The sequence below is a fragment of the Streptomyces sp. 11x1 genome, assembly GCF_032598905.1.
GTDB lineage: Bacteria > Actinomycetota > Actinomycetes > Streptomycetales > Streptomycetaceae > Streptomyces.
In genome coordinates this window covers 657,960-676,834 of the sequence record NZ_CP122458.1, presented here as the reverse complement: position 1 = coordinate 676,834, position 18,875 = coordinate 657,960, and the positions used below count along the sequence as shown (strand labels likewise).

Annotated in this window: 21 protein-coding genes and 1 pseudogene; 12 read left to right on the top strand and 10 right to left on the bottom strand. The window is 71.1% G+C overall.

Annotated features, from left to right (window positions below):
* Positions 1–23 precede the first annotated feature (23 nt).
* Positions 24–398, bottom strand: coding sequence for a hypothetical protein (locus P8T65_RS03390; protein ID WP_316723910.1), 375 nt, complete (start codon positions 396–398; stop codon positions 24–26).
* A gap of 103 nt (positions 399–501) precedes the next feature.
* On the opposite strand from P8T65_RS03390, the gene sigJ reads away from it, so the two are divergent.
* Complete coding sequence (sigJ, locus tag P8T65_RS03385) at positions 502–1,446, top strand: RNA polymerase sigma factor SigJ (RefSeq protein ID WP_316723909.1); 945 nt, start codon at positions 502–504, stop codon at positions 1,444–1,446.
* Between the two features lie 240 nt (positions 1,447–1,686).
* Here sigJ and P8T65_RS03380 read toward each other — a convergent pair whose 3' ends face one another.
* Positions 1,687–2,121, bottom strand: a complete 435-nt coding sequence (locus tag P8T65_RS03380; RefSeq protein WP_316723908.1) for a VOC family protein — start codon at positions 2,119–2,121, stop codon at positions 1,687–1,689.
* Positions 2,122–2,194: 73 nt separating this feature from the next.
* Between P8T65_RS03380 and P8T65_RS03375 the strand changes: the two genes are divergently transcribed.
* Together P8T65_RS03375 and P8T65_RS03370 are read left to right on the top strand one after the other, a co-directional pair.
* Positions 2,195–2,656, top strand: coding sequence for a TIGR03618 family F420-dependent PPOX class oxidoreductase (locus tag P8T65_RS03375; RefSeq protein ID WP_316723907.1), 462 nt, complete (start codon positions 2,195–2,197; stop codon positions 2,654–2,656).
* A gap of 109 nt (positions 2,657–2,765) precedes the next feature.
* The gene (locus tag P8T65_RS03370; RefSeq protein WP_316723906.1) at positions 2,766–3,605 is read left to right on the top strand and encodes an endonuclease/exonuclease/phosphatase family protein; all 840 of its coding nucleotides are present in this window, start codon (positions 2,766–2,768) and stop codon (positions 3,603–3,605) included.
* A 33-nt stretch (positions 3,606–3,638) separates the two neighbouring features.
* On the opposite strand, the gene P8T65_RS03365 is transcribed toward P8T65_RS03370, so the two are convergent.
* Positions 3,639–4,556 (bottom strand): DJ-1/PfpI family protein, encoded by a 918-nt coding sequence (locus P8T65_RS03365; protein WP_316723905.1) that lies wholly within the window; start codon positions 4,554–4,556, stop codon positions 3,639–3,641.
* Positions 4,557–4,566: 10 nt separating this feature from the next.
* Entirely contained in the window at positions 4,567–5,169 is a 603-nt protein-coding gene (locus P8T65_RS03360) for an isochorismatase family protein (RefSeq protein WP_316723904.1), read from the bottom strand.
* Positions 5,170–5,425: 256 nt separating this feature from the next.
* On the opposite strand from P8T65_RS03360, the gene P8T65_RS03355 reads away from it, so the two are divergent.
* From P8T65_RS03355 to P8T65_RS03335, 5 genes and pseudogenes are all read left to right on the top strand, one after another.
* Positions 5,426–5,800, top strand: coding sequence for a hypothetical protein (locus P8T65_RS03355; RefSeq protein WP_230223414.1), 375 nt, complete (start codon positions 5,426–5,428; stop codon positions 5,798–5,800).
* A gap of 193 nt (positions 5,801–5,993) precedes the next feature.
* Positions 5,994–6,404 carry a metalloregulator ArsR/SmtB family transcription factor gene (locus tag P8T65_RS03350; protein WP_316723903.1) on the top strand — a complete coding sequence of 137 codons (411 nt, stop codon included), beginning with the start codon at positions 5,994–5,996 and terminating at the stop codon, positions 6,402–6,404.
* Positions 6,405–6,418: 14 nt separating this feature from the next.
* Positions 6,419–6,658: a hypothetical protein gene (locus tag P8T65_RS03345; protein ID WP_045561349.1), complete on the top strand. Its 240-nt coding sequence runs from the start codon at positions 6,419–6,421 to the stop codon at positions 6,656–6,658.
* Entirely contained in the window at positions 6,658–7,041 is a 384-nt protein-coding gene (locus P8T65_RS03340) for a toxin Doc (RefSeq protein ID WP_316723902.1), read from the top strand. Before P8T65_RS03345 ends, P8T65_RS03340 begins: the two co-directional genes overlap by 1 nt.
* A 6-nt stretch (positions 7,042–7,047) precedes the next feature.
* Positions 7,048–7,411: pseudogene (locus P8T65_RS03335) on the top strand (hydrolase); the annotation flags it as partial.
* Between the two features lie 25 nt (positions 7,412–7,436).
* Here the strand turns inward: P8T65_RS03335 and P8T65_RS03330 are convergent.
* The 3 genes from P8T65_RS03330 to P8T65_RS03320 all read right to left on the bottom strand — a co-directional run bounded on the left by P8T65_RS03330 (position 7,437) and on the right by P8T65_RS03320 (position 10,813).
* Entirely contained in the window at positions 7,437–8,564 is a 1,128-nt protein-coding gene (locus P8T65_RS03330) for a GH12 family glycosyl hydrolase domain-containing protein (protein ID WP_316723901.1), read from the bottom strand.
* Positions 8,565–8,788: 224 nt separating this feature from the next.
* A complete protein-coding gene (locus tag P8T65_RS03325) occupies positions 8,789–10,126 on the bottom strand; it encodes a ferric reductase-like transmembrane domain-containing protein (RefSeq protein WP_399098254.1) in 1,338 nt (445 codons plus the stop codon).
* 153 nt (positions 10,127–10,279) lie between these two features.
* Positions 10,280–10,813 (bottom strand): hypothetical protein, encoded by a 534-nt coding sequence (locus P8T65_RS03320; protein ID WP_316723900.1) that lies wholly within the window; start codon positions 10,811–10,813, stop codon positions 10,280–10,282.
* 148 nt (positions 10,814–10,961) lie between these two features.
* Here P8T65_RS03320 and P8T65_RS03315 point away from each other — a divergent pair, with 148 nt between their 5' ends.
* The 3 genes from P8T65_RS03315 (at position 10,962) to P8T65_RS03305 (ending at position 13,655) form a co-directional block, all read left to right on the top strand.
* Positions 10,962–12,122 (top strand): PP2C family protein-serine/threonine phosphatase, encoded by a 1,161-nt coding sequence (locus P8T65_RS03315; RefSeq protein WP_316723899.1) that lies wholly within the window; start codon positions 10,962–10,964, stop codon positions 12,120–12,122.
* Positions 12,123–12,220: 98 nt separating this feature from the next.
* Positions 12,221–12,391 carry a hydrophobic protein gene (locus P8T65_RS03310; RefSeq protein WP_316731462.1) on the top strand — a complete coding sequence of 57 codons (171 nt, stop codon included), beginning with the start codon at positions 12,221–12,223 and terminating at the stop codon, positions 12,389–12,391.
* Positions 12,392–12,413: 22 nt separating this feature from the next.
* Complete coding sequence (locus P8T65_RS03305) at positions 12,414–13,655, top strand: phospholipase D-like domain-containing protein (RefSeq protein WP_316723898.1); 1,242 nt, start codon at positions 12,414–12,416, stop codon at positions 13,653–13,655.
* Between the two features lie 90 nt (positions 13,656–13,745).
* Here the strand turns inward: P8T65_RS03305 and P8T65_RS03300 are convergent, their stop codons facing one another.
* Genes P8T65_RS03300 through P8T65_RS03290 form a run of 3 tightly spaced genes read right to left on the bottom strand, consistent with a single transcriptional unit; the run spans position 13,746 to position 17,323 of the window.
* Positions 13,746–16,055, bottom strand: coding sequence for an FtsX-like permease family protein (locus P8T65_RS03300; RefSeq protein WP_316723897.1), 2,310 nt, complete (start codon positions 16,053–16,055; stop codon positions 13,746–13,748).
* 3 nt (positions 16,056–16,058) lie between these two features.
* Positions 16,059–16,808, bottom strand: a complete 750-nt coding sequence (locus P8T65_RS03295) for an ABC transporter ATP-binding protein (protein ID WP_316723896.1) — start codon at positions 16,806–16,808, stop codon at positions 16,059–16,061.
* Positions 16,805–17,323, bottom strand: coding sequence for a PadR family transcriptional regulator (locus tag P8T65_RS03290; protein WP_184903048.1), 519 nt, complete (start codon positions 17,321–17,323; stop codon positions 16,805–16,807). The genes P8T65_RS03295 and P8T65_RS03290 overlap by 4 nt, the downstream gene beginning before the upstream one ends.
* A 124-nt stretch (positions 17,324–17,447) precedes the next feature.
* On the opposite strand from P8T65_RS03290, the gene P8T65_RS03285 reads away from it, so the two are divergent.
* The gene (locus P8T65_RS03285; RefSeq protein WP_316723895.1) at positions 17,448–18,713 is read left to right on the top strand and encodes an ABC transporter substrate-binding protein; all 1,266 of its coding nucleotides are present in this window, start codon (positions 17,448–17,450) and stop codon (positions 18,711–18,713) included.
* Positions 18,714–18,875: the final 162 nt, after the last annotated feature.

Genomic DNA, 18,875 nt, shown 5'->3' with positions numbered 1-18,875 from the left:
GAGGCAGGGGCGGCATCCGGGTCTCAGCGCCGCGCCAGTGCCAGTACGCTCAAGCCGAACATCAGGACTCCCAGGGGCAGATGGACCGCCGGGACATGGGCGATGCCGACCACGACCTGCACCGAGGCGAGGGCGAGGAAGCCGGTCGCGTGCAGGACGGGCCGGGGCGACCCGCCGCCCGGCTTCCACGCCAGCACCGCCGCGAGCACGTAGAGCATCGACGCCCCGTACATCACCCGCGCGCCGACACTGTGCAGCGTCGCGCCGTACGTCGAGGTCAGCAGCAGTCCGGCGGAGATCGCCTGGAGGAAGATCGTCAGGGTCTGCAGCGCGATCGCGGTCCGCAGGAATGAGGAAGTGCGCTGGGTGTTCGCCGTCGCCGTCACCTGGGTGGCCATGTCGCGGTCTCCTTCACGCCCTCGGGCAGTGGATCGATAAGGTCTCATCAGTCCGACGACGTGGGCCGGCGATAGGTAAGGCGAGTTGGGCGAGGGGGCGGCGGTGGACGGATCGACGGGCGTGCGGGCGGTGGACGGGGAGCGGCGTCAACTACTCAATGTCGCCTACCGGTTGCTCGGTTCGGCGACGGAGGCCGAGGACGCCGTACAGGATGCCTACGCGCGCTGGTACGGGCTGCCGAGCCGCAGGCGTCAGGAGATCGAGTCACCCGGCGCGTGGCTGACGACCGTCACCGGCCGTATCTGCCTGGACCTGTTGCGCTCGGCGCGAGCCCGCCGTGAGCGCTACGTCGGCGTGTGGTTGCCCGAGCCGCTGCCGGACCGCACCGAGTGGGAGCACGCGGCCGGTGGCGTCCACGCCGCGGGCCCCGCCGACCCCGTCGGCCCCGCGCGGCCCGCTGATCCGGCCGACCAGATCGTGCTGGACGAATCGGTGGGCATGGCCTTCCTCGTCGTCCTGGAGTCCATGACGCCGGCCGAGCGGGTCGCGTTCGTGCTGCACGACGTCTTCCGGTATCCGTTCGCCGAGATCGCCGACGTTCTCGGGCGGAGCTCCGGGGCCTGCAAGCAACTGGCCGCCTCCGCCCGGCGACGGGCGGGCGCCGCACGTGCTCCGGAGCCGACGGCCGAGCGCGCGGAGGTCGTCAGACACGTCAAGCAGGCGTGGGAGAGCAAGGACATCGCCGCCCTCGTCGGCCTCCTCGACCCGGGCGCCGTGATGACCGCCGACGGCGGCGGCGTGGTCGGTGCCTTGCTGCACCCCGCCGAGGGCGGCGCGCGGATCGCCCAGTACATGGTCGCCATCGCCGACAGGGCGCCCGGACTCGAACTCCTGGAGCGGTCGGTCAACGGTGCGCCGGGCCTGGTGGCCCGGCGCGACGGCGTCGTCATGACCGTGGCCGCGTTCGACGTCACCGACGGCCACGTCACCCGCATCTGGGCGATCCGAAACCCCGAGAAGCTGCGCCCGTGGGCGACAACGAGCTAAAGCGTGTTTCGGAAGTCCCTTCTGCTCTGCGACGCCCGGCACGCTCCCCCAGTCTCGGCTTCGCTCGACCGGGAGGTACCCCCCACCGCCGCACCGGACGAAAGGCCGAGTACGCCCAGTACGAGGCCTTTCGCCCGGCACGCCGAGAGCACGCACCCGACGCCGCAGAGCCGTCCTTCGGGCGACGAAGGGACTTCCGAAACACGCTTTAGGGGCGCCGCTCGACCGGACCCGCCAAGCTCAGTCGAGGCAGAACTCGTTGCCCTCGATGTCCTGCATCACCAGGCAGGACTCGTTGTACTCGTCGGCGCGCAGAAGGTGAACACGTACCGCGCCGAGCGCGACCAGCCGTGCGCACTCGGCCTCGAGCGCGGCCACCCGCTCGTCCCCCACGAGCCCGGTGCCCACCCGCACATCGAGGTGCACCCGGTTCTTGACGACCTTTCCCTCGGGAACGCGCTGGAAGTACATCCGGGGCCCGACCCCGGAGGGATCCATGCACACGAACCCCGCACCCTGACGCTCGGGCGGCAGGGAACGGTCGTACTCGTCCCAGGAGGTGAACCCCTCCGGCGCCGGCGGTACGACGTACCCCAGCACCTCGCACCAGAAGCGAGCGACACGCTCGGGTTCCGCACAGTCGAAGGTGACCTGGACCGTCTTGATCGATGACATCGGCGCACCATAGCAAGGGCGTCGGACCGGCTGCCCGGGAAATATCGGCGGGCCCGGCGAAGTTGATCAGAGCATGACTCAAGGACCGGCCCCGCGCCCGCTGTCCGACGAGGCCCTCTCCGGTCTCCTCGGCACGCACCGGTTCGGCACGCTCGCCACCGTCAAGCGCGATGGCCGACCCCACCTGACCACCATGGTGTACAGCTGGGATCCCGAGGCCCGCCTCCTGCGGTTCTCGACGACCGTCGACCGGGTCAAGGCCAAGCACCTGCGGCACAATCCGCGCGCGACCCTGCACGTCCAGGGCGGCGACGTGTGGTCGTTCGCCGTGGCCGAGGGCGAGGCCGAGGTCTCGGAGGCCACCGCGGCTCCGGGTGACGCCGTGGGGAGGGAACTCCTCGGGCTCATCCCGAAGGAGGCGAAGCCCGAGGACGAGGACGCCTTCCTGGAACAGCTGGTCGCCGAACGCCGCGTGGTCGTCCGGCTGCGGGTGGACCGGCTCTACGGAACCGCGCTCGACATCCCCGGCCAGTAGCGGCCGCGCGTGCTCTCCGGCCGACGGCGGTCGTGTGCCGCTCACAGGCTCGTCCCATAACCTCGTGCAGGGACAAGCAGGTTGCCACCGGAATCCACCCAGGGAGGCGATGGTGTTCGGGAAGGGAACGCGGTTGCTCACCGGCGCCGTCGCCGTGGTCTGTGTGGTGATACTGGGCTCCAGCTCGCCCGGCGACGGCCTCTTCGCCCCATCGCAGCCCCTCGACCCCGTCAAGGACGTCGTACCGAACCGGGTGATGACCTGGAACATGTGCAACCCCTGCAAGGAGAGCAACGTCGACCGGGCGGCGGAGATCGCCAAGTACGCGCCGCAGGTCATCGGGCTGCAGGAAGCGTGCGCGCGTGACGTCGAGCGGATCCGGGAGTACCTGGAGAGCCTGCACGGGCTGGTCTACCACGTCGAGTACGGGACCGTGCTGCGGAACTGGAACCGTTGCGGGGGAGTGCCGTGGAGCCCGGGCGGCTACGGCCAGGCGATCCTCTCGGCGGCACCGATGACGGACCGCGTCGACGTGGAGTACCCCGACGGCGGATCCGAGGACCGGGGCTACATGGCGGTCACCACGAAGATCGACGGCCGGTCCGTCCGGGTCTTCAACACGCACCTCGCCCAACGGCAGCAGCCGGAGGTCCGGGCGCGGCAGGTCCGCGTGCTCGCCCCGGTCGTGGCCCGGTACGACCGTGCCGTTGTCGTCGGCGACTTCAACGCGGTGCCGGACACCCCCGAGCTCGCCCCGCTGTGGAAGCTGGCCACGGACACCGATCCCGAGTGCCGTCCCGCACTGGTCGGCGACTGCGAGGTGACCACCGACTGGCAGAGCAAGTTCGACTACGTCTTCCTGCGCGGCATCACCGCGCTCCGGCACGAGGTACGGCTCTCGGAGATCTCGGACCACCACCTGTTGCACACCGACCTGGACATCGGCTGAAGCCGCCGCCCCGACACCCTGCCCAGCCTCACGCTAGGGCGTCTGCCACGCGCGGGCGCGAAGGCGGCGCAGCATGCGGGCGTCCTCGAAACCGACCGAGCGGGCGGCCGCGTCGACCGTCGCACCGTGGCTGATGAGGTGCTCGGCGCGCTCCAGACGCAGGGTCTGCTGGTAGCGCAGCGGGGTGAGACCGGTGGCGCGGCCGAAGAGCCGGGTCAGGGTGCGTTCGCTGACGCCGACCGCCGTGGCCAGACCGGTCAGCGGGAGAGGCCGGTCGAAGCGGGTGTCGATGAGGTCCTGGACGCGGTGCACGGTGTCGTCGAGGTGGGACCGGTGCCGGAACATCGCGCTGGACTGCGGCTCGTTGCCGTTGCGGCGGGCGTAGACGACCATGTCGCGTGCGACCTGGGCGGCGACGGCGGGTCCGTGCCGTCCGGCGACGAGGTGCAGGGCCAGATCGATGCCGCTGGCGATGCCGGCCGAGGTGATCACCCGGTCGTCGGCGGTGAACAGGACGTCGCGGACGACGACCGCCCCGGGATGGCGCAGAGCCAACTCGTCCTGCACGTCGTGATGGGTGGTGCAGCGGCGGCCCTGGAGCAGACCGGCCCGGCCGAGCGCCTCCGCGCCGGCACAGACGCTGGCCACCGTGCCGCCGCGCGCGTGGTGGTCGGCCAGCGCCCTGAGGGAGGCGTCGGTGACGGCGGGCGAGTCGGCCAGGGTCACGGTCCGCCAGCCGGGCACGACGATCAGGTCCTCGGGTGCGAGGTCGGGCCAGTCGGTCCGGGCCGTGAGGGGCAGCCCCTGGGCCGAGGGGACCTGCGGCCGTTCGGCGACGTAGGTGAGGGTGTAGGGGTGCCCGAAGTCGGCCGCGGTGGAGAAGACCTGCGCGGGGCCGGCCAGGTCCAGCAGATGGACTCCGGGCACCAGGAAGAAGACGATCCGGCTCACGATGCGGTCATCATGCCGGAAGGTCCGCCGCGGCCTCCAGCTCGTCGACCGTCGCGATGGTGGCGAAGCGGCCGGCGAGGGCGTACTCCGTGCGGCGGACGACCTCGTCGGCGGGCAGGGTGCGGGGGTCGGCGAGCAGTTCGGCGACGGTCTGGTCGGCGGGGGCGTCGCGGTACGGGATCGGGTGGGTGGCGGTCGCGTCGACGACGAACGTGACCAGGTAGCCGAGGTCGCTCGCGAGGCGGGCGGTGGTCTCCACGCACTGCTCGGTGCGGATGCCGCAGACGGTGAGTTCCCGGACCCCGCGTTCGGTGAGGAGCTGCTGCAGGTTGGTGGTGCTGAAGGCGTTGTGGGAGGTCTTGTGGAGCAGTGGCTCCTCGCCCTCCCGGCGCTCCAGTCCCGCCTGCAGCCGGACGTGGCCGAGAGCCGGGTCGAAGACGTCGCCGCTCCCGGGTTCGGCGTGCAGGACCCACACCACCAGGTCCCCGGCCCGGCGGGCCAGTCGGACCAGCCGGTCCACCTTGTCGGCGACCTTCGGATCGGAGACGGCCTCCCACAGCGGGTCGGCGCGGAAGGACTCCTGGACATCGATGACGATCAGTGCTCGGGTCATGTCCCCAGCCTCGGCCGTACGGCCCCGGTCGCGACAGGCCGCATCGGGTCCCCGAGCGGACCGATCCGGTCAGCCGCCCTGTGCGGTCGCCCGGCGAACACAGACGATCACAAGTGATCCGCAGGCGCGGTGATGTGGGAATGCGTCGTTCAGTAGCGGAACTATGCGGGTGCTGCGAGCGGGCAGCTCGTACGTTCCTCATACCGGCGGAGAGGGCACTGCCCGAGCCGCGCAGCGAGCGACAGGAGATGCCGACATGGCCAATGTGGAGATTTCCCTGAAGGAGATCATGACCTCGATCGAGGGTTCCCTGGGGACCGCGCTCGTCGACTACACCAGCGGTATGGCGCTGGGCACGCTGGGGGGCGGAAAGGATCTCGACCTGACGGTCGCGGCGGCGGGGAACACGGACGTGATCCGCGCCAAGACCCGCACCATGGAACACCTCGGGCTGACGGGGGCGATCGAGGACATGCTCATCACCCTCGGCGGTCAGTACCACATCATCCAGCCGCTCAAGGGCCGCGGCGGCAACGGACTCTTCCTCTACCTCGTGCTCGACCGGACGAAGTCGAACCTGGCCATGGCCCGCCACCAGCTCAGGCGCATCGGGGCCGAACTCGACGTGTAGACAAACGCGTTCTCCATGGCCTCGCACGCCCATGAGTTGAAGATTTCTTCAAGTGGACATATCCAGATCGGGTCAATCCCGTGGGTGTGCGGGGCCGGATCCACGAGGATGGGGACGCAGTACGGCCTGCGGTGGCACACAGGCCGCCGTGCCCACGGAGTCCGTCGAAAGCGGCAGGGAGCGAGCGATTCTCATGCAGGTGCCCCTCTACCAGGCGAAGGCCGAGTTCTTCCGGATGCTCGGCCATCCGGTGCGCATCCGGGTCCTGGAACTGCTCCAAGGCGGCCCGCTGCCCGTACGCGACCTGCTGAGCGAGATCGAGATCGAGCCGTCCAGTCTCAGTCAGCAGCTGGGCGTCCTGCGCCGCTCCGGCATCGTCGTCTCCATCCGGGAGGGCTCCACCGTCAGCTACGCCCTCGCCGGCGGCGACGTGGCCGAACTGCTCCGCGCGGCCCGCCGGATCCTGACCGAACTGCTCGCAGGGCAGAGCGAGCTGCTCGCCGAACTCCAGCAGGCGGACCTCCCCTCGGCCCCGCCCCGGACCCGGTCGGCGGAGGCGTCCAAGCCTGTGCCGCAGACGGTGGCGCAGGCTGGTGCCAAGTAGGTACCATGTTGGGTATGCCATCACTGAACGTGTCCTTCACGGACGAGGAAATGGAAGGTGTGCGGGCGGCCGCGGCGGCCGAGGGCAAGAGCCTGAAGCAGTACATGCACGATCTCGGGGTCCGCGAGATGCACCGCAAGCGGTTCGTCGCCGGCGCCACCGCGTGGGCGGACCGGCTGCGCGGCGAGTTCGACGAGGCCTTCCCCGACGAGGTGCCGCCGTCCCAGCGCGATCAGGGAGTCACCGCCGCCTGATGAGCGAGACCCTGTACGTCGACGTCTCCTGGCTGCTGGACGTCCAGGAGGCCGCCCTCGGCGGCGAGGACGTGTCGGTCACGGACTACTCCGCTCTGGTGGCGGCCGTCGCCCGGCACAAGACCCGGATGCCCACCCTGGAGAAGTCGAACCCCGACGCCGCCTGGCGCGCGGCCGCGCTGCTGCACACCATCGCGCGCCTGGAGCCGCTGCCGCACCGCAACAGCCTCGTCGCCGCGTTCGTCGCCGCCCAGTACATGGAGCAGGCGGCACAGGGCATCGATCCGCCCTACGGCGCTCTGTCGGACCTGATCAGGAAGGTCCGCGAGAGCCGCCTGACCATCTACGAGGTCGCGGACGCGCTGCGTTCCTGGAGGATCTGACCCGGATACGGCGCCGCCATGACGTACGCGCTCGCGTGTTCCCGGCCGACGGTCTTCCGCGCGGTCGCTGTCCGGAACGGCGGGCAGCTCAGCGGATGCGCCGGTGGCAGCCAGCCCGTCGCCCACCTCGGTGTGCACGGCATCCGGGTACACCGTCCTCGGCATCTCCGGCGGACGGACGATGCGCGACCGGTTCGTCAGGAACAACGGCTGCACCGCCCAGAACACGCCCGAACCGGCGCGCGGCAGCCTGACGCACCGGGTCACCACCTACTCGGGGTGCGCGGCCGCACGCCCGGTCGCCGGGGCCGCGTTCGACGGAGGGCGCATCGCCGCCCGGGACATCGGCCTCGACGAAGTGAGCACGTGAACCCGCGGGCCGGCGCCGGTCGTGTTCAGGTCCGGGTGCAGGCGGTCCCGTTCAGGCTGAAGCCGGCCGGCGCGGCGAAGGTGCCGCCGTAGGTGCCCTGGAACCCGAAACTCTGTGCGGCACCGGGGGAGATGCTCGCGTTGTGTGTCAGGGCGCTCGCCGTGACCGGGCCCGAGGACGCGGAGAAGGAGGCGTTCCAGGCGCCGGTGACGCTCTGGCCGGAGGGCAGCGTGAAGGCCAGCCGCCAGTTGTCGACGGGCGCCGATCCGGTGTTGGTGACCGTGACGTTCGCGGTGAAGCCGCCCTGCCACACGGTGGTGGCGTACGACACCGCGCAGGCCGTGCCGCCGCCCGGGGTGCCGGGGCCGCTCCCGCCGGTCTCCACGGTCGAGGAGAAGGAGTTCACGGTCAGCCCGGTGCCGTTCTGCCAGGGTTCGAACCCGGCCTGGACGCTGGTCAGGTACCAGTTGTTCTGGGCCAGCCCCCGGGACACGGCCTGGCGGACGAAGTCCATGACGTCGAAGCTCCAGCTCGTGATCGCCGACGGGGCGACGAAGGACAGCACGTCGTTGGTGCCGTTGCCGCCCGACCACACCTGCCAGGAACGCCCGCCCACGGTCGCCGTGCCCACCTGGGAGCCGATGGGCTGGATCGGTCCCACCTTGTTGAACCAGATCATGATCTCGGTCCGGTTCACGCCGTCGGTACGGGGCGTCGGGTCCAGCCAGATGTCGTACGAGGCGTTGTAGACGGCGTCACCGACATAGCCGTACGAAATGCTGCTCGGCGCGCTGGAGATGCCCGAGAGCTGGGCGGGCAGACGGGTTCCCGGCGAACAGTTGGTGTAGTGGCAGCCGTTGAAGACGGAGGGGTACGACTTCGGGGCCCCGTTGGTGGGGACGGCACCGTCGGCCCGGGTGACCCGGAAGCCGGTGTCCGTGGTGGTGACGCACTGGGGCTGGCTCGTGCCCCAGCGGTTGTTCTGGACGACGTAGCGCCCCTGGATCACGCTCGATCCGAACTGCTCGCAGACGGTCGTGTCGGCCTGGGCCGAGGGCGTGACGGCGAAGAGCGCCGCGACGGTCGCGAGCGCGGTGACGAACGCGGCCAGTGCGCGGCGCGCGGTGCGCGGGAGACGGGGTGACGGTCGCATGGGGGACCTCTTCTCGGAGGTACGGCCGGGACATGGGTTGGCTCGGGCGCTCCTCGGCTCCCCCGTATGGGAGCGCTCCCATTTCCGTTCTGTTCCGGACTGTAGAGCGCAGGCATGCCCCTGACAACCCTGCTGCGACAGGTGGTCGCACGAGCGAGGGCCGTCGGCGCGGTGCCCCGGCGCCGGCAGGGACCCTGTCGGCGCCGGGACGTTCGGCCGTATCGTCAGGCCAGGCCGAACCGTTCGGCGTGCACCTGCCGTCGGGGGACCGCCAGTTCACGCAGGGCGCCGAGCACGGCCGCGGTCATCGAGGGCGGGCCGCAGACGTACACGTCGCGTTCGGTGATGTCGGGGACCAGAGCCCGCAGACTGCCCGGCTCGAACGGCGGTGTTCCCTCACCCCTGCGACCGGTCAGCAGGTGCAGTCGCCCGCCGCGGGCCGCGACCAGCGCCCGTACCTCGTCGACCAGCACGGCGTCCCTCTCGCTGCGCACCCGGTAGAGCACGACCACGTCACCGGTCGCCTCCTCCTCCAGCAGGGAACGGACGGGGGTGATTCCCACTCCGCCCGCGATCAGCAGGGCATCGGGCCGAGTCCGGTGCAGCGAGGTGAAGGCACCGTACGGCCCCTCGACGAACGCGCGGCTCCCCACCGGGAGTTCGCGCAGTCCGGCGCTGCCGCTGCCGACCGCCTTGGCGGTCAGTCGCAGCGTCCGGCCGTCGGGCGCCGCCGACAGCGAGAACGGATTGGCCAGCCACCAGTGGTTGTGTCCGGGGAACCGCCAGACGCAGAACTGGCCGGCCCGGGCCGGCAGTCGGTCGAGGTGGCGGCCGGTGACGTGCACCGACACCACGTCGTCCGATTCCGGTACGACCGCCGCGACCTGGAACCGGTGGTAGGCGTTGCGCCACACGGGCAGGACGAACCGGCCCGCGACCAGGGCGCCGAACGCGAACAGCCACAGGGCCCACCAGTAGGCCCACGCGAACGCGGAGGAGGCGAACGTCGTGGTCTCCAGCAACTGGTGGACGAACGCCAGCCCCAGCGCCACGTACAGCAGCAGATGCAGGCCGTGCCAGGTCTCGTACCGCAGCCGCCGGCGCACCGCACGGGCGGAGACCGCGGCGACCACGACCACGATCGCCGCGGCCAGCATCCCGAGCAGGGAGGCCGGCACCCCGGCCAGCGCGAAGAAGGTCTTCGCCATCGACGCGTCGTCGAGCCTCGCGTAGCCCAGCACCACCAGCACGGCGTGGGTGAGGAGCGTCCACAGCAGGGTGAAGCCGACCCACCGGTGCCACACCGTCAGCCGGTCCATGCCGATACGACGGTCGAGCCACGGCAACCGGGCGACGAGCAGCAGCTGGAACAGCATCAGCACGGCGGCGTGCAGACCGAAGAACTTGGCGACCGTGAGCACCCCGTTCTTGCCCGTGCCCGTGGTGATGAACAGGATCTCGACGATCGCCAGGTTGACCACGACGAACGTCCACAGCGCCCAACGCGCCGCGGTGACAGGAGCTATGGTGCCGTGCCGCACCCTCGTACTCGTCGTCTCCACCGCTTCCCCTTCGGTCCATGTGAGGTATTCCGCCCGCTCCCGACGAGTCGCGGGGACCGAGCGCTCGAAATCCGCCAAGCCCCCGTGGGCGGAGCAAGAATAGGGAACGTGGCAAGAAGTAGACCCCGCTGGGCCGAGACTGGTTCCTCCTCGTTACGGCAGCACGTGAGTTCGGCCGTCGCGGCGCCCCGCATCCTGCTCCGCGGCCCAGGTCCGCAGCAGAGTCCGGGCCTCTTTCCGTGACAACGGGCCGCGTGCGAGATGCAGATCCTGCAGATGGCGAGTGGCCGCACCGATCAGCGGGCCCGGGGGCAGTCCCAGCAGCTCCATGATCGCCTTGCTGTCCAGCGCCACCGGGACGTCGGGGAGCCTCCTGCACCTCTCGAACTCCGCAGCGGCACGCGCCGCTTGCTCGCGCTCCGCCGACTGCCGTCGATGCCACTCGTCGTAGGTGGCCGCCCACCGAGCGGTCCGGCCGGCCGACCGCCAGCCGCCCATGTCCTGTTCCCGGCCGAGCCCCAGCTCCTGGAACAGGTCGTGACGGCCCGCCTCTTCAGCGCCCTCCACCACGACATCGATCAGGGCGAGCGCGGCATTGACAACCAGCCCCATGCCCCGGCGGAGCGGGACGACATCCGCGTCCCGCATCCCGGCGGTCCCGCTCCTGAGCAGATCGAAACGTCCCACGACGGCGTTGAGCTCGTACGGCGTTCCCGCGGAGTAGGCGCACCACGGCAGCGCGCGTGACGCGGGCTGTGACCGCCTTCTCGTGGGCGCGTCGGGTGATGTCACTAAAACTCGGGGAAGAAGGTGCGGCAACCGATCGGAGGTTGTCGTGGAAGGTGCAGACCTGGAACTGGGTGAGTTGTTGGCCGCTGCGGAGGCGGCCCCGCCCGGCGATTCCGTCGAAGTGGTGGCGCACGATCTGCAGAAGCGGCTGGGCGCGGAGGGTGTGTCGTTTCTGTTCGTCGACCTCATGGGACAGCGGCTGGTACGGCTCCCCGCGCCCGCGGACGAGTGCGTGTACCGGACCGAGCCGATCGATCTGCACGGCAGCGTCTACGGCGACGTACTGCGGAGCCAGCGCCAGCACATGGATTCGGACGGACAGGGCGGACAGCGCGTCATCACGCCGGTCACCAACCGCGGCGACTGCATCGGCCTCCTGGAAGTGACCCTGCAGCACACCGCGGACACCGTGCTCCGGCAGGTTCGCGACGCGGCCCACGCGTTGGCCTACATCATCGTCACGGACCGCCGCTTCACCGATCTGTACCACCTGGGCAGACGGACCACCCGCACCAGTCTGGCCGCCGAGATCCAGCACCAACTGCTGCCCTCGTCCCCCTGCTGCGAGGCGGCCCAGTTCACCCTCGCGGCCGGGCTCGTCCCGGCCGACGACATCGGGGGCGACACCTACGACTACACGCTCGACCGAGACACCCTGCACCTGTCCATCACCGACGCCATGGGCCACGACACCCAGTCCGCCCTGCTCGCCACGTTGTTGGTCGGCGCGCTACGACAGGCGCGCCGCAGCGGCTGTGACGCCCTCGCCCAGGCCGAGCACGCCCACCAGGCCCTGTTGCGCCACAGCCGGGGCCTGGCCACCGGGCAGTTGCTCTGCGTCGAACTGGCGACAGGCCTGTGCGAACTGGTCAACGCCGGACACCCCTGGCCGCTGCGGCTGCGTGACGGCACCGTCGAAGAGGTCGCACTCGCCGTCAACCTGCCCTTCGGAGTGTCTGCCCCCGTCCCCTACCGCGTACAGGAACTGCGGCTGCGCCCCGGCGACCGCCTGGTCCTGCTCACCGACGGGATGCAGGACCGCGGCGCGGCGGCCGCCGATCTGGCCTCGGTCCTGAAGGACACCCACGATCTGCATCCGAGGGAAGTCGTCCGCAGCCTGACCGCCGCCGTGCTCGACGCCTGTCACGGCCACCTCAAGGACGACGCCACGGTCCTGGTGCTGGACTGGCACGGCAATCCCGAATGAGAGCCCCCCGTGCCCCAGTTGTGCCTTCACAAACAAGGAAAGATGGGGGATTGGTGAAGCATTGACAGGGCAAACGAGGGTGCAGGAGGTTGATGACAATGGTTCCCCTGCTTCTGGTTCTGCTTCTCGCCGTGATCCTCTTCGGTGCGGGTTTCGCCCTCGAAGTGCTGTGGTGGGTGGCTCTCGTCGTCCTGGTGCTGTGGCTGCTGGGCTTCGTGATGCGCTCCACCCACGCCGGTGGTGGCCGTGGCCGCTGGCACCGATGGTGACACGGGCGAGATGCCGACTGTCATGACCCGCACGCGAGACACGACCGGTGCAAGACCAACGCCCGAGTCGGCTCCCCGGCTCCGCGAAGGCCCCGGCACGCCGTCCGTGGAGTACCGCGTCCTGCGCCTGCGCCGCCGGCTGGAACGGCTGATAGGAGTCGCGGCGACCGAGGGCAACGCGCTCACCCCGCTGCGCAACGGGGACGAGATCTTCGCCGCGATGGTGGGCGCGATCCGTCGTGCCCGGCACACGGTGGACATGATGACGTTCGTGTACTGGAGGGGGGACATCGCCCGCGAGTTCGCCCAGGCGCTCGCGGAGCGGGCCCGCGCCGGGGTGCGGGTACGGCTCCTCCTGGACGGGTTCGGCAGCCGGCTGATCGAGACCGAGCAACTGGAGACGATGGAGCGGGCCGGTGTTCAGGTGGCCTGGTTCCGTAAGCCGCTGTATCTCTCACCGCTCAAACAGAACCACCGCTGCCACCGCAAGGTCCTCGTCGTCGACGAGGAGACGGCGTTCACAGGCGGGGTGGGCATCGCCCAGGAATGGTGCGGTGACGCGCGTGACGAGAACGAGTGGCGCGACACGCACGTCGAGGTCCGCGGGCCCGCGGTCGACGGCATAGCCGCGGCGTTCGCGCAGAACTGGGCCGAGTGCCACGACGAACTCTTCGACGAACGGGACCGGTTCATCGAGCACCGCCCGCAGGGCGAGGCGATCGTCCAGGTCGTGCGCGGCTCGGCCAGCCTCGGCTGGCAGGACATGCAGACCCTGATGCGCGTCATGCTGGAGTCCGCCGAGGAACGCTTCCGCCTGGCCACCGCCTACTTCTCGCCGGACGCGTACTTCGTGGATCTGCTGTGCGCCAGCGCCCGGCGCGGGGTGGAGGTGGAGATCCTCCTGCCGGGTCGGCACACCGACAAGCGGGTCTGCCAGTTGGCCGGTCAGCACTACTACGACGACCTGATCGCCTGCGGAGTGAGGATCCACCAGTACCGGCCGACGATGATGCACGCGAAGGTCGTCACCGTCGACCGCGTCGCCGCGCTGATCGGTTCGACCAACTTCAACCGCCGCTCCCTCGACCACGACGAGGAGCTCATGCTGGCCGTGCTCGACGAGGAGTTCACCCGTGCCCTCGACGCGCACTTCGAGGCGGACATCGCGTCGAGCGACGCCATCCTGCCCGGCCGGTGGAAGCGACGCTCCCTCCTGCAGAGGGCCCGGGAGACCGCGGTACAGCCCATCCGCCGCTTTCTCTGACCGTGACGACAGGCGACCGGGAAGCCGCGGGGTCGGGAGGCCGGGGTTCGGAGGGCGGGATCAGAGGTCCGGGTGTCTGCGTGCGTTCCGCTACGCCACCGCGCTCAGCGTGTCCGCGAGGCGTCGGCGGGACGCGCGGGACGCGGGTACGGCGGCCAGGGCCAGTGCCCCCAGCAGCGCCGCCGCACCGAAGGCGGACAACGCCAGGAGGGAGGGCCCCTGCGCGATGCCGGCCCCGATGCCGCTCGACCTGCCCTGCGCGTCGATCAGCCATCGTGCGAGGGGGAGCCCCAGGGCCAGGGCGACAGTGAGCGCGGCCAGGGCGGTGCAGCCCGTGGCGGTCACGGTGATAGCGGTGATCTGCCGCGGTGACAGCCCGGCCGCCTTGAGCGCCAGCAGGTCCCGTTCGCTCTCGCGCACCGTGCCGCCGATGACGGTCAGCAGCTCGACCAGACCGATCAGCGCGAGAACGCCCAGCAGGCCGATGACGACACCCCGCAGCGGCGAGAGGCCGTCGGCGGGGTTCGTCACGGCGTGCGCCTCCAACTGTCCTCGGCCCACCGCGCCGGTCAGATCGGCCGCGACCGCCTGCGGATCGGCGTCGGGGCGCAGCCGCAGCTGGTAGAGCGTGGAGCGGAGTGCGGGGTCGTTCTCCCGGAGCGTGTCCAGGGAGGTGGAGATGACGCGGCCGGCGTTGTCCGGTTCGATGCTGCGGCCCACGATGTGCAGGATCTGCGGCCGGCCGCCCACCGTCATGCGCACCCAGTCGCCCACGCGCACGTCCAGCAGGTCCAGCAGCCCCTGCCCGGCCACCGCCTCGTCGGGTCCCCGGGCGGTACGGCCCTCGGCGAGCGTGAAAGGGAAGGGGTCCGCGTCCGTGCCGAGGCCGCGCAGCGCGATCGTCGCCGTCTGGCCCGGCACCAGGGCGGCCACCTCGACCCCGGGGTGGACGGCGGTCACGTCCGGATGACGGGCCAGGAGAGCTTGCGTGGCGGCGGCGTTCGCACCGTCGTCGGCACGCACGGTCAGCGCGGCGGGCAGGCCCATCCGCTCCGGGTGGCCGTGGAAGCGGTCGATGGTCGTCCACGCGCTCATCGCCACCACGATCAGCGTCAACGGCAGCGCGAGCCGCCCGACGGTGGCCAGGGTGCGCGGACGGCGGGTGAACGCCTTGTGCCAGCCGAGCACCAGCGCGGGCGGCAGCCGCAGGGCGAGCGCCCGGCGTGCCGGCGCGGACAGCGGCCCGCCGGCCGGCAGGGCGGCACGGGGTACCGGTACCGGCGGGACCCGCCCCGCCCGCCAGGCCGCGAGGCCGGTGGTCGCGCCGATGAACAGCACCACCGCCACCGGCACCACGACGAGGGCCGTCGTGTGCCCCGGCAGGCCCTGCCACACATCGACCGCGTCCCCGAGCCGGCCCGGCAGCCGGGGCGCCAGCGCCTCGGTGAGCACCGCCGCGGCCACGGCCCCCAGCAAGGCGTAGGCGAGGTGCTGAAGCAGGAAGACACGCACCAGCTGGCCCGGGGTGAACCCGATCGCCTTCAGGATCGAGATGTCCCGCAGGTGCCCCCGGACCCGGGTGCCGATCGCCCCGTGCACGGCGAGTCCCGCGGCGACCAGCGCGCCCAGCCCGAAGAGCCCCAGCACCTGGCCGAGCAGCCGGTCGTCGCCCTGGGCCTCGGACCGGGCCTGCTGCCAGGAGGAGACCTCGCTGACGGCGCCGGCCCCGAGCAGGGTGACGGCCCGCTGGACGGCGTAGTCGGTGGCGTCCGGGTCGGTCAGCCGCAGCCCGATCACCTGGCCGTCGCCGGACCCGGGGCCGGAACGGGGCAGGACGGCGGGCGCCGCCCACACCACTCCGGGCCGCTCGCCCTTGCGGTAACCGGGCTCGGCGCTGTCGGCGACACCGAGGACGGTCAGTGTCCTGCCGTCGCCCGGCAGGGTGAGGACGTCCCCGGGACCGGCCAGCAGTGCCTGGGCGAGGCCGCTCTCCAGTACCACCCCGTCCGGCCTGTCGGGATCCAGCCAGCGTCCGGAGGTGAGCAGCGGGCGGCCGGTGACGGGCCGCTCGCCGGTGCCGCGCAGCTCGACCGAGGCGCGTGTGCCACGGGAGGCGAGCGTGGTGGCGGCGGTGGGGTAGGGGCCCGCGACGGCCTCTACCCCGTCCAGGTCCTCCAGCGCGGTGAGGTCGGAGGCCTCGGCGGAGGCGGCGGTGTGGATCCACACATGGGCGCCCCGGGACTGCGTGAAGACACGCTGCCAGGGGTTGGTGGCGTAGCCGAAGAGGGCCGCCGCCAGCAGCAGGGAGGTGACGATGCCGACGGTGGCGAGGACCAGGAACAGCGCCTCGCCGCGATGGGTCCGCAGGTCCGAGTGCGCCCAGCGCAACATGGCTCGCATCGGTCAGTCCTTCAGCTCCAGCACGGCGGGCACCCCCGCGCCGGGCGTCGGCGTGCCGTCCAGCTCGACGTCGTCGGCTATGCGGCCGTCGAAGAAGCTGATGACCCGGTCCGCCGCGCTCGCGAGCCGGGCGTCGTGCGTGACCAGGAGGATCGTCTGCCCCCGCCGGTGGAAACGGGACAGCACCCGCGTCACCTCACGGGTCCCCTTGCTGTCCAGGCTGCCCGCGGGCTCGTCGGCCAGCAGCAGCGGAGGATGGTTCACCAGGGCGCGGGCGAGCGCGACGCGCTGCTGCTCGCCGCCGGACAGTTCGCCCGGCATGCTGCGCTCCTTGCCCGTGAGCCCCAGCTCCGCCAGCAGCTCCTCGCGCTCGGTGCGCGCCTTCTTGGCGGAGACCCCGGCCAGCAGTGCCGGAAGTTCCACGTTGTCCGCGACGGACAGGTCGGAGACCAGGTTGAAGAACTGGAACACGATGCCGATCCGGCGCCGGCGCTCGACGGCCCAGCGCGCCTCGCCGTAGTCGTCCGTGCGCTCGCCGCCCAGCCAGATGCTGCCGCTGTCCGGCCGCTGCAGTCCGCCGAGCAGATGCAGCAGCGTCGACTTGCCCGCCCCGGAGGGGCCGGTGACGGCCACGAACTCGCCCTGCCGTACGCACAGGTCCACCCCGCGTACGGCATGGGCGGGCGCGCCCTGCCCGTGATGGGTCTTGACGAGGCCCTCGGCCCGCAGCACAGGGATGGGGGCGTCGCTCACCCGGGCTCCTCCAGCTCCTCCTGGCAGCGCTCCAGCCAGTCGAGGTCGGCCTGGAGGTGCAGCATGGCGCCCTCGATCAGCAGCCGGGAGACACGGTTGTCCCGGCCGTTCTCGGCTGTGGAGAGCTTCGACAGATTGCGCATGGTGTTCAGGTAGTGGCGCCGTTGTCTGTTGATCAGGGCGATCTGGTCGGCGAGACCGGTCCGCGGGGCGAGCGCGAGCTTCATGAAGAACTCGTCCCGGACTCGCGGCTCGTCCGCCGCCTCCTCGAACCAGGCGCGCAGCGCCTCCCGCCCGGCGTCGGTGAGGTGGTAGATCTTCTTGTTGGGCCGGCTCGACTGCTCGACCTCCTCGCCCTCGATCAGGCCCGACTTCTCGAGGCGGCCGAGGGTCACATAGATCTGGCCGACGTTCGGCTGAGGGTACGCGGCGCCCAGCAGTTGCTCAAGGTCCTGCTTGAGCTCGTAGCCATGGGCCGGGCCGCGCGCCAGCAGGGCCAGGAGGGGCAGGCGCACTCGAGCTGTCCTCCTCGCAGCCTCGTATTGTGTTCCAGGCCCTAGTATCGCCCATACCTAACAGGTATACATGGCCTCTGACTCCGGGCGAAGGTGCCCGGTGCCGGTGTACAGGGAGGAACCTATGCGGTGGATACGCGCCGCCGGTAGGGGCCTCCTCGTCCTCGCGGTCGTTCTGGCCGGTTACGGCGCCTCCGGCGCCCAGGCCGACGGCGGCCTCAGAGGCCGGGGTCCGCTGACCCTCGCCACCGCGGGCGACCTCACCGGCTATCTCGGCCCCCTCCTCCAGGGCTGGAACCGCGCTCACCCCGGGGAGAAGGTCACCCTCGTCGAGCTGCCGGACTCCGCCGACGAGACCCGCGCCCAGATGATCACCGATCTGCGGGCGGGCGAACGCGGCCGCTTCGACGTCCTCAACATCGACGTCACGTGGACCTCGGAGTTCGCGGCCGCCGACTGGATCCGCCCGCTGCCGAGGAACCGCTTCCCGCTCGGCAGCTTCCTCCCGCCGGTCGTGGACACGGCCACGTACGACGGCCGGCTCCACGCCGTCCCGTACGTCACCAACGCGGGTCTGCTCCTGTACCGCTCGGACGTCCTTGCGCGGGAGGGCCTGCCGCCGCCCCGCACCTGGGCCGAGCTGGAACGCTATGCGAAGACGATCGCGCCCCGGTATGGACTGGACGGCTACGCGGGCCAGTTCCTGCCCTACGAGGGCCTCACCGTCAACGCGGCCGAGGCCGTGTACTCGGCGGGCGGCACCATCCTCGGCGACGAGGGCCAACGCGTCACCGTCGGCTCGGCGGCCCGCGAGGGCATCGGCTTCCTCGCTCGCGGTGTGCGCGAGGGCTGGATCCCCCGGGAAGCGCTGGAGTACAAGGAGGAGGAGTCCCGGCAGGCGTTCCAGGACGGCCGGCTGCTCTTCTTGCGCAACTGGCCCTACGCCTACGTCAGCGCCTCCGCCCGGGGCTCCGCGGTCGCCGGGAAGGTCGGCGCCGTGCCGCTGCCGGGCCCCGATGGGCCCGGGACCAGTGTGCTCGGCGGCTCCAACCTGGCCGTCAGCGCCCACGCCGAGCACCCCGACACCGCCGCGCGCCTGATCGCGTACCTCACCGGCGAGCGCGTCCAGCGGCAGGTCCTCACCCGGGGCGCGCTGCCTCCCGTACGCGCGGAGCTGTACGAGGACCCGGAACTGGTGCGCAGGTTCCCGTACCTGCCGACGCTGCGCGCGAGCATCCTCACGGCCGCGCCACGTCCGAAGAGCCCGCGGTACGACCAGGTCAGCATGGTCGTCCAGGCGGTCGTGCACGACGCGATGGCCGGGCACCGGACGCCCGAGGAGACGGTGCGGCGGCTGACCCGCGAACTCGCCGCCATCTCCCAGGGCTAGTCCTCCGCGTACTTCCTGCGGGCTTCCCTAGTTACATGTTAAGTAACGCGGCGATCTCGCATGGCGCCTGGATGCCCCGATAAGTCCGCATTTAAAGCCCCAACTGCCCGGTAGCTTCCGTCAACTCGTTGACACCTGCGTGACATGCCTACCTAACATGCA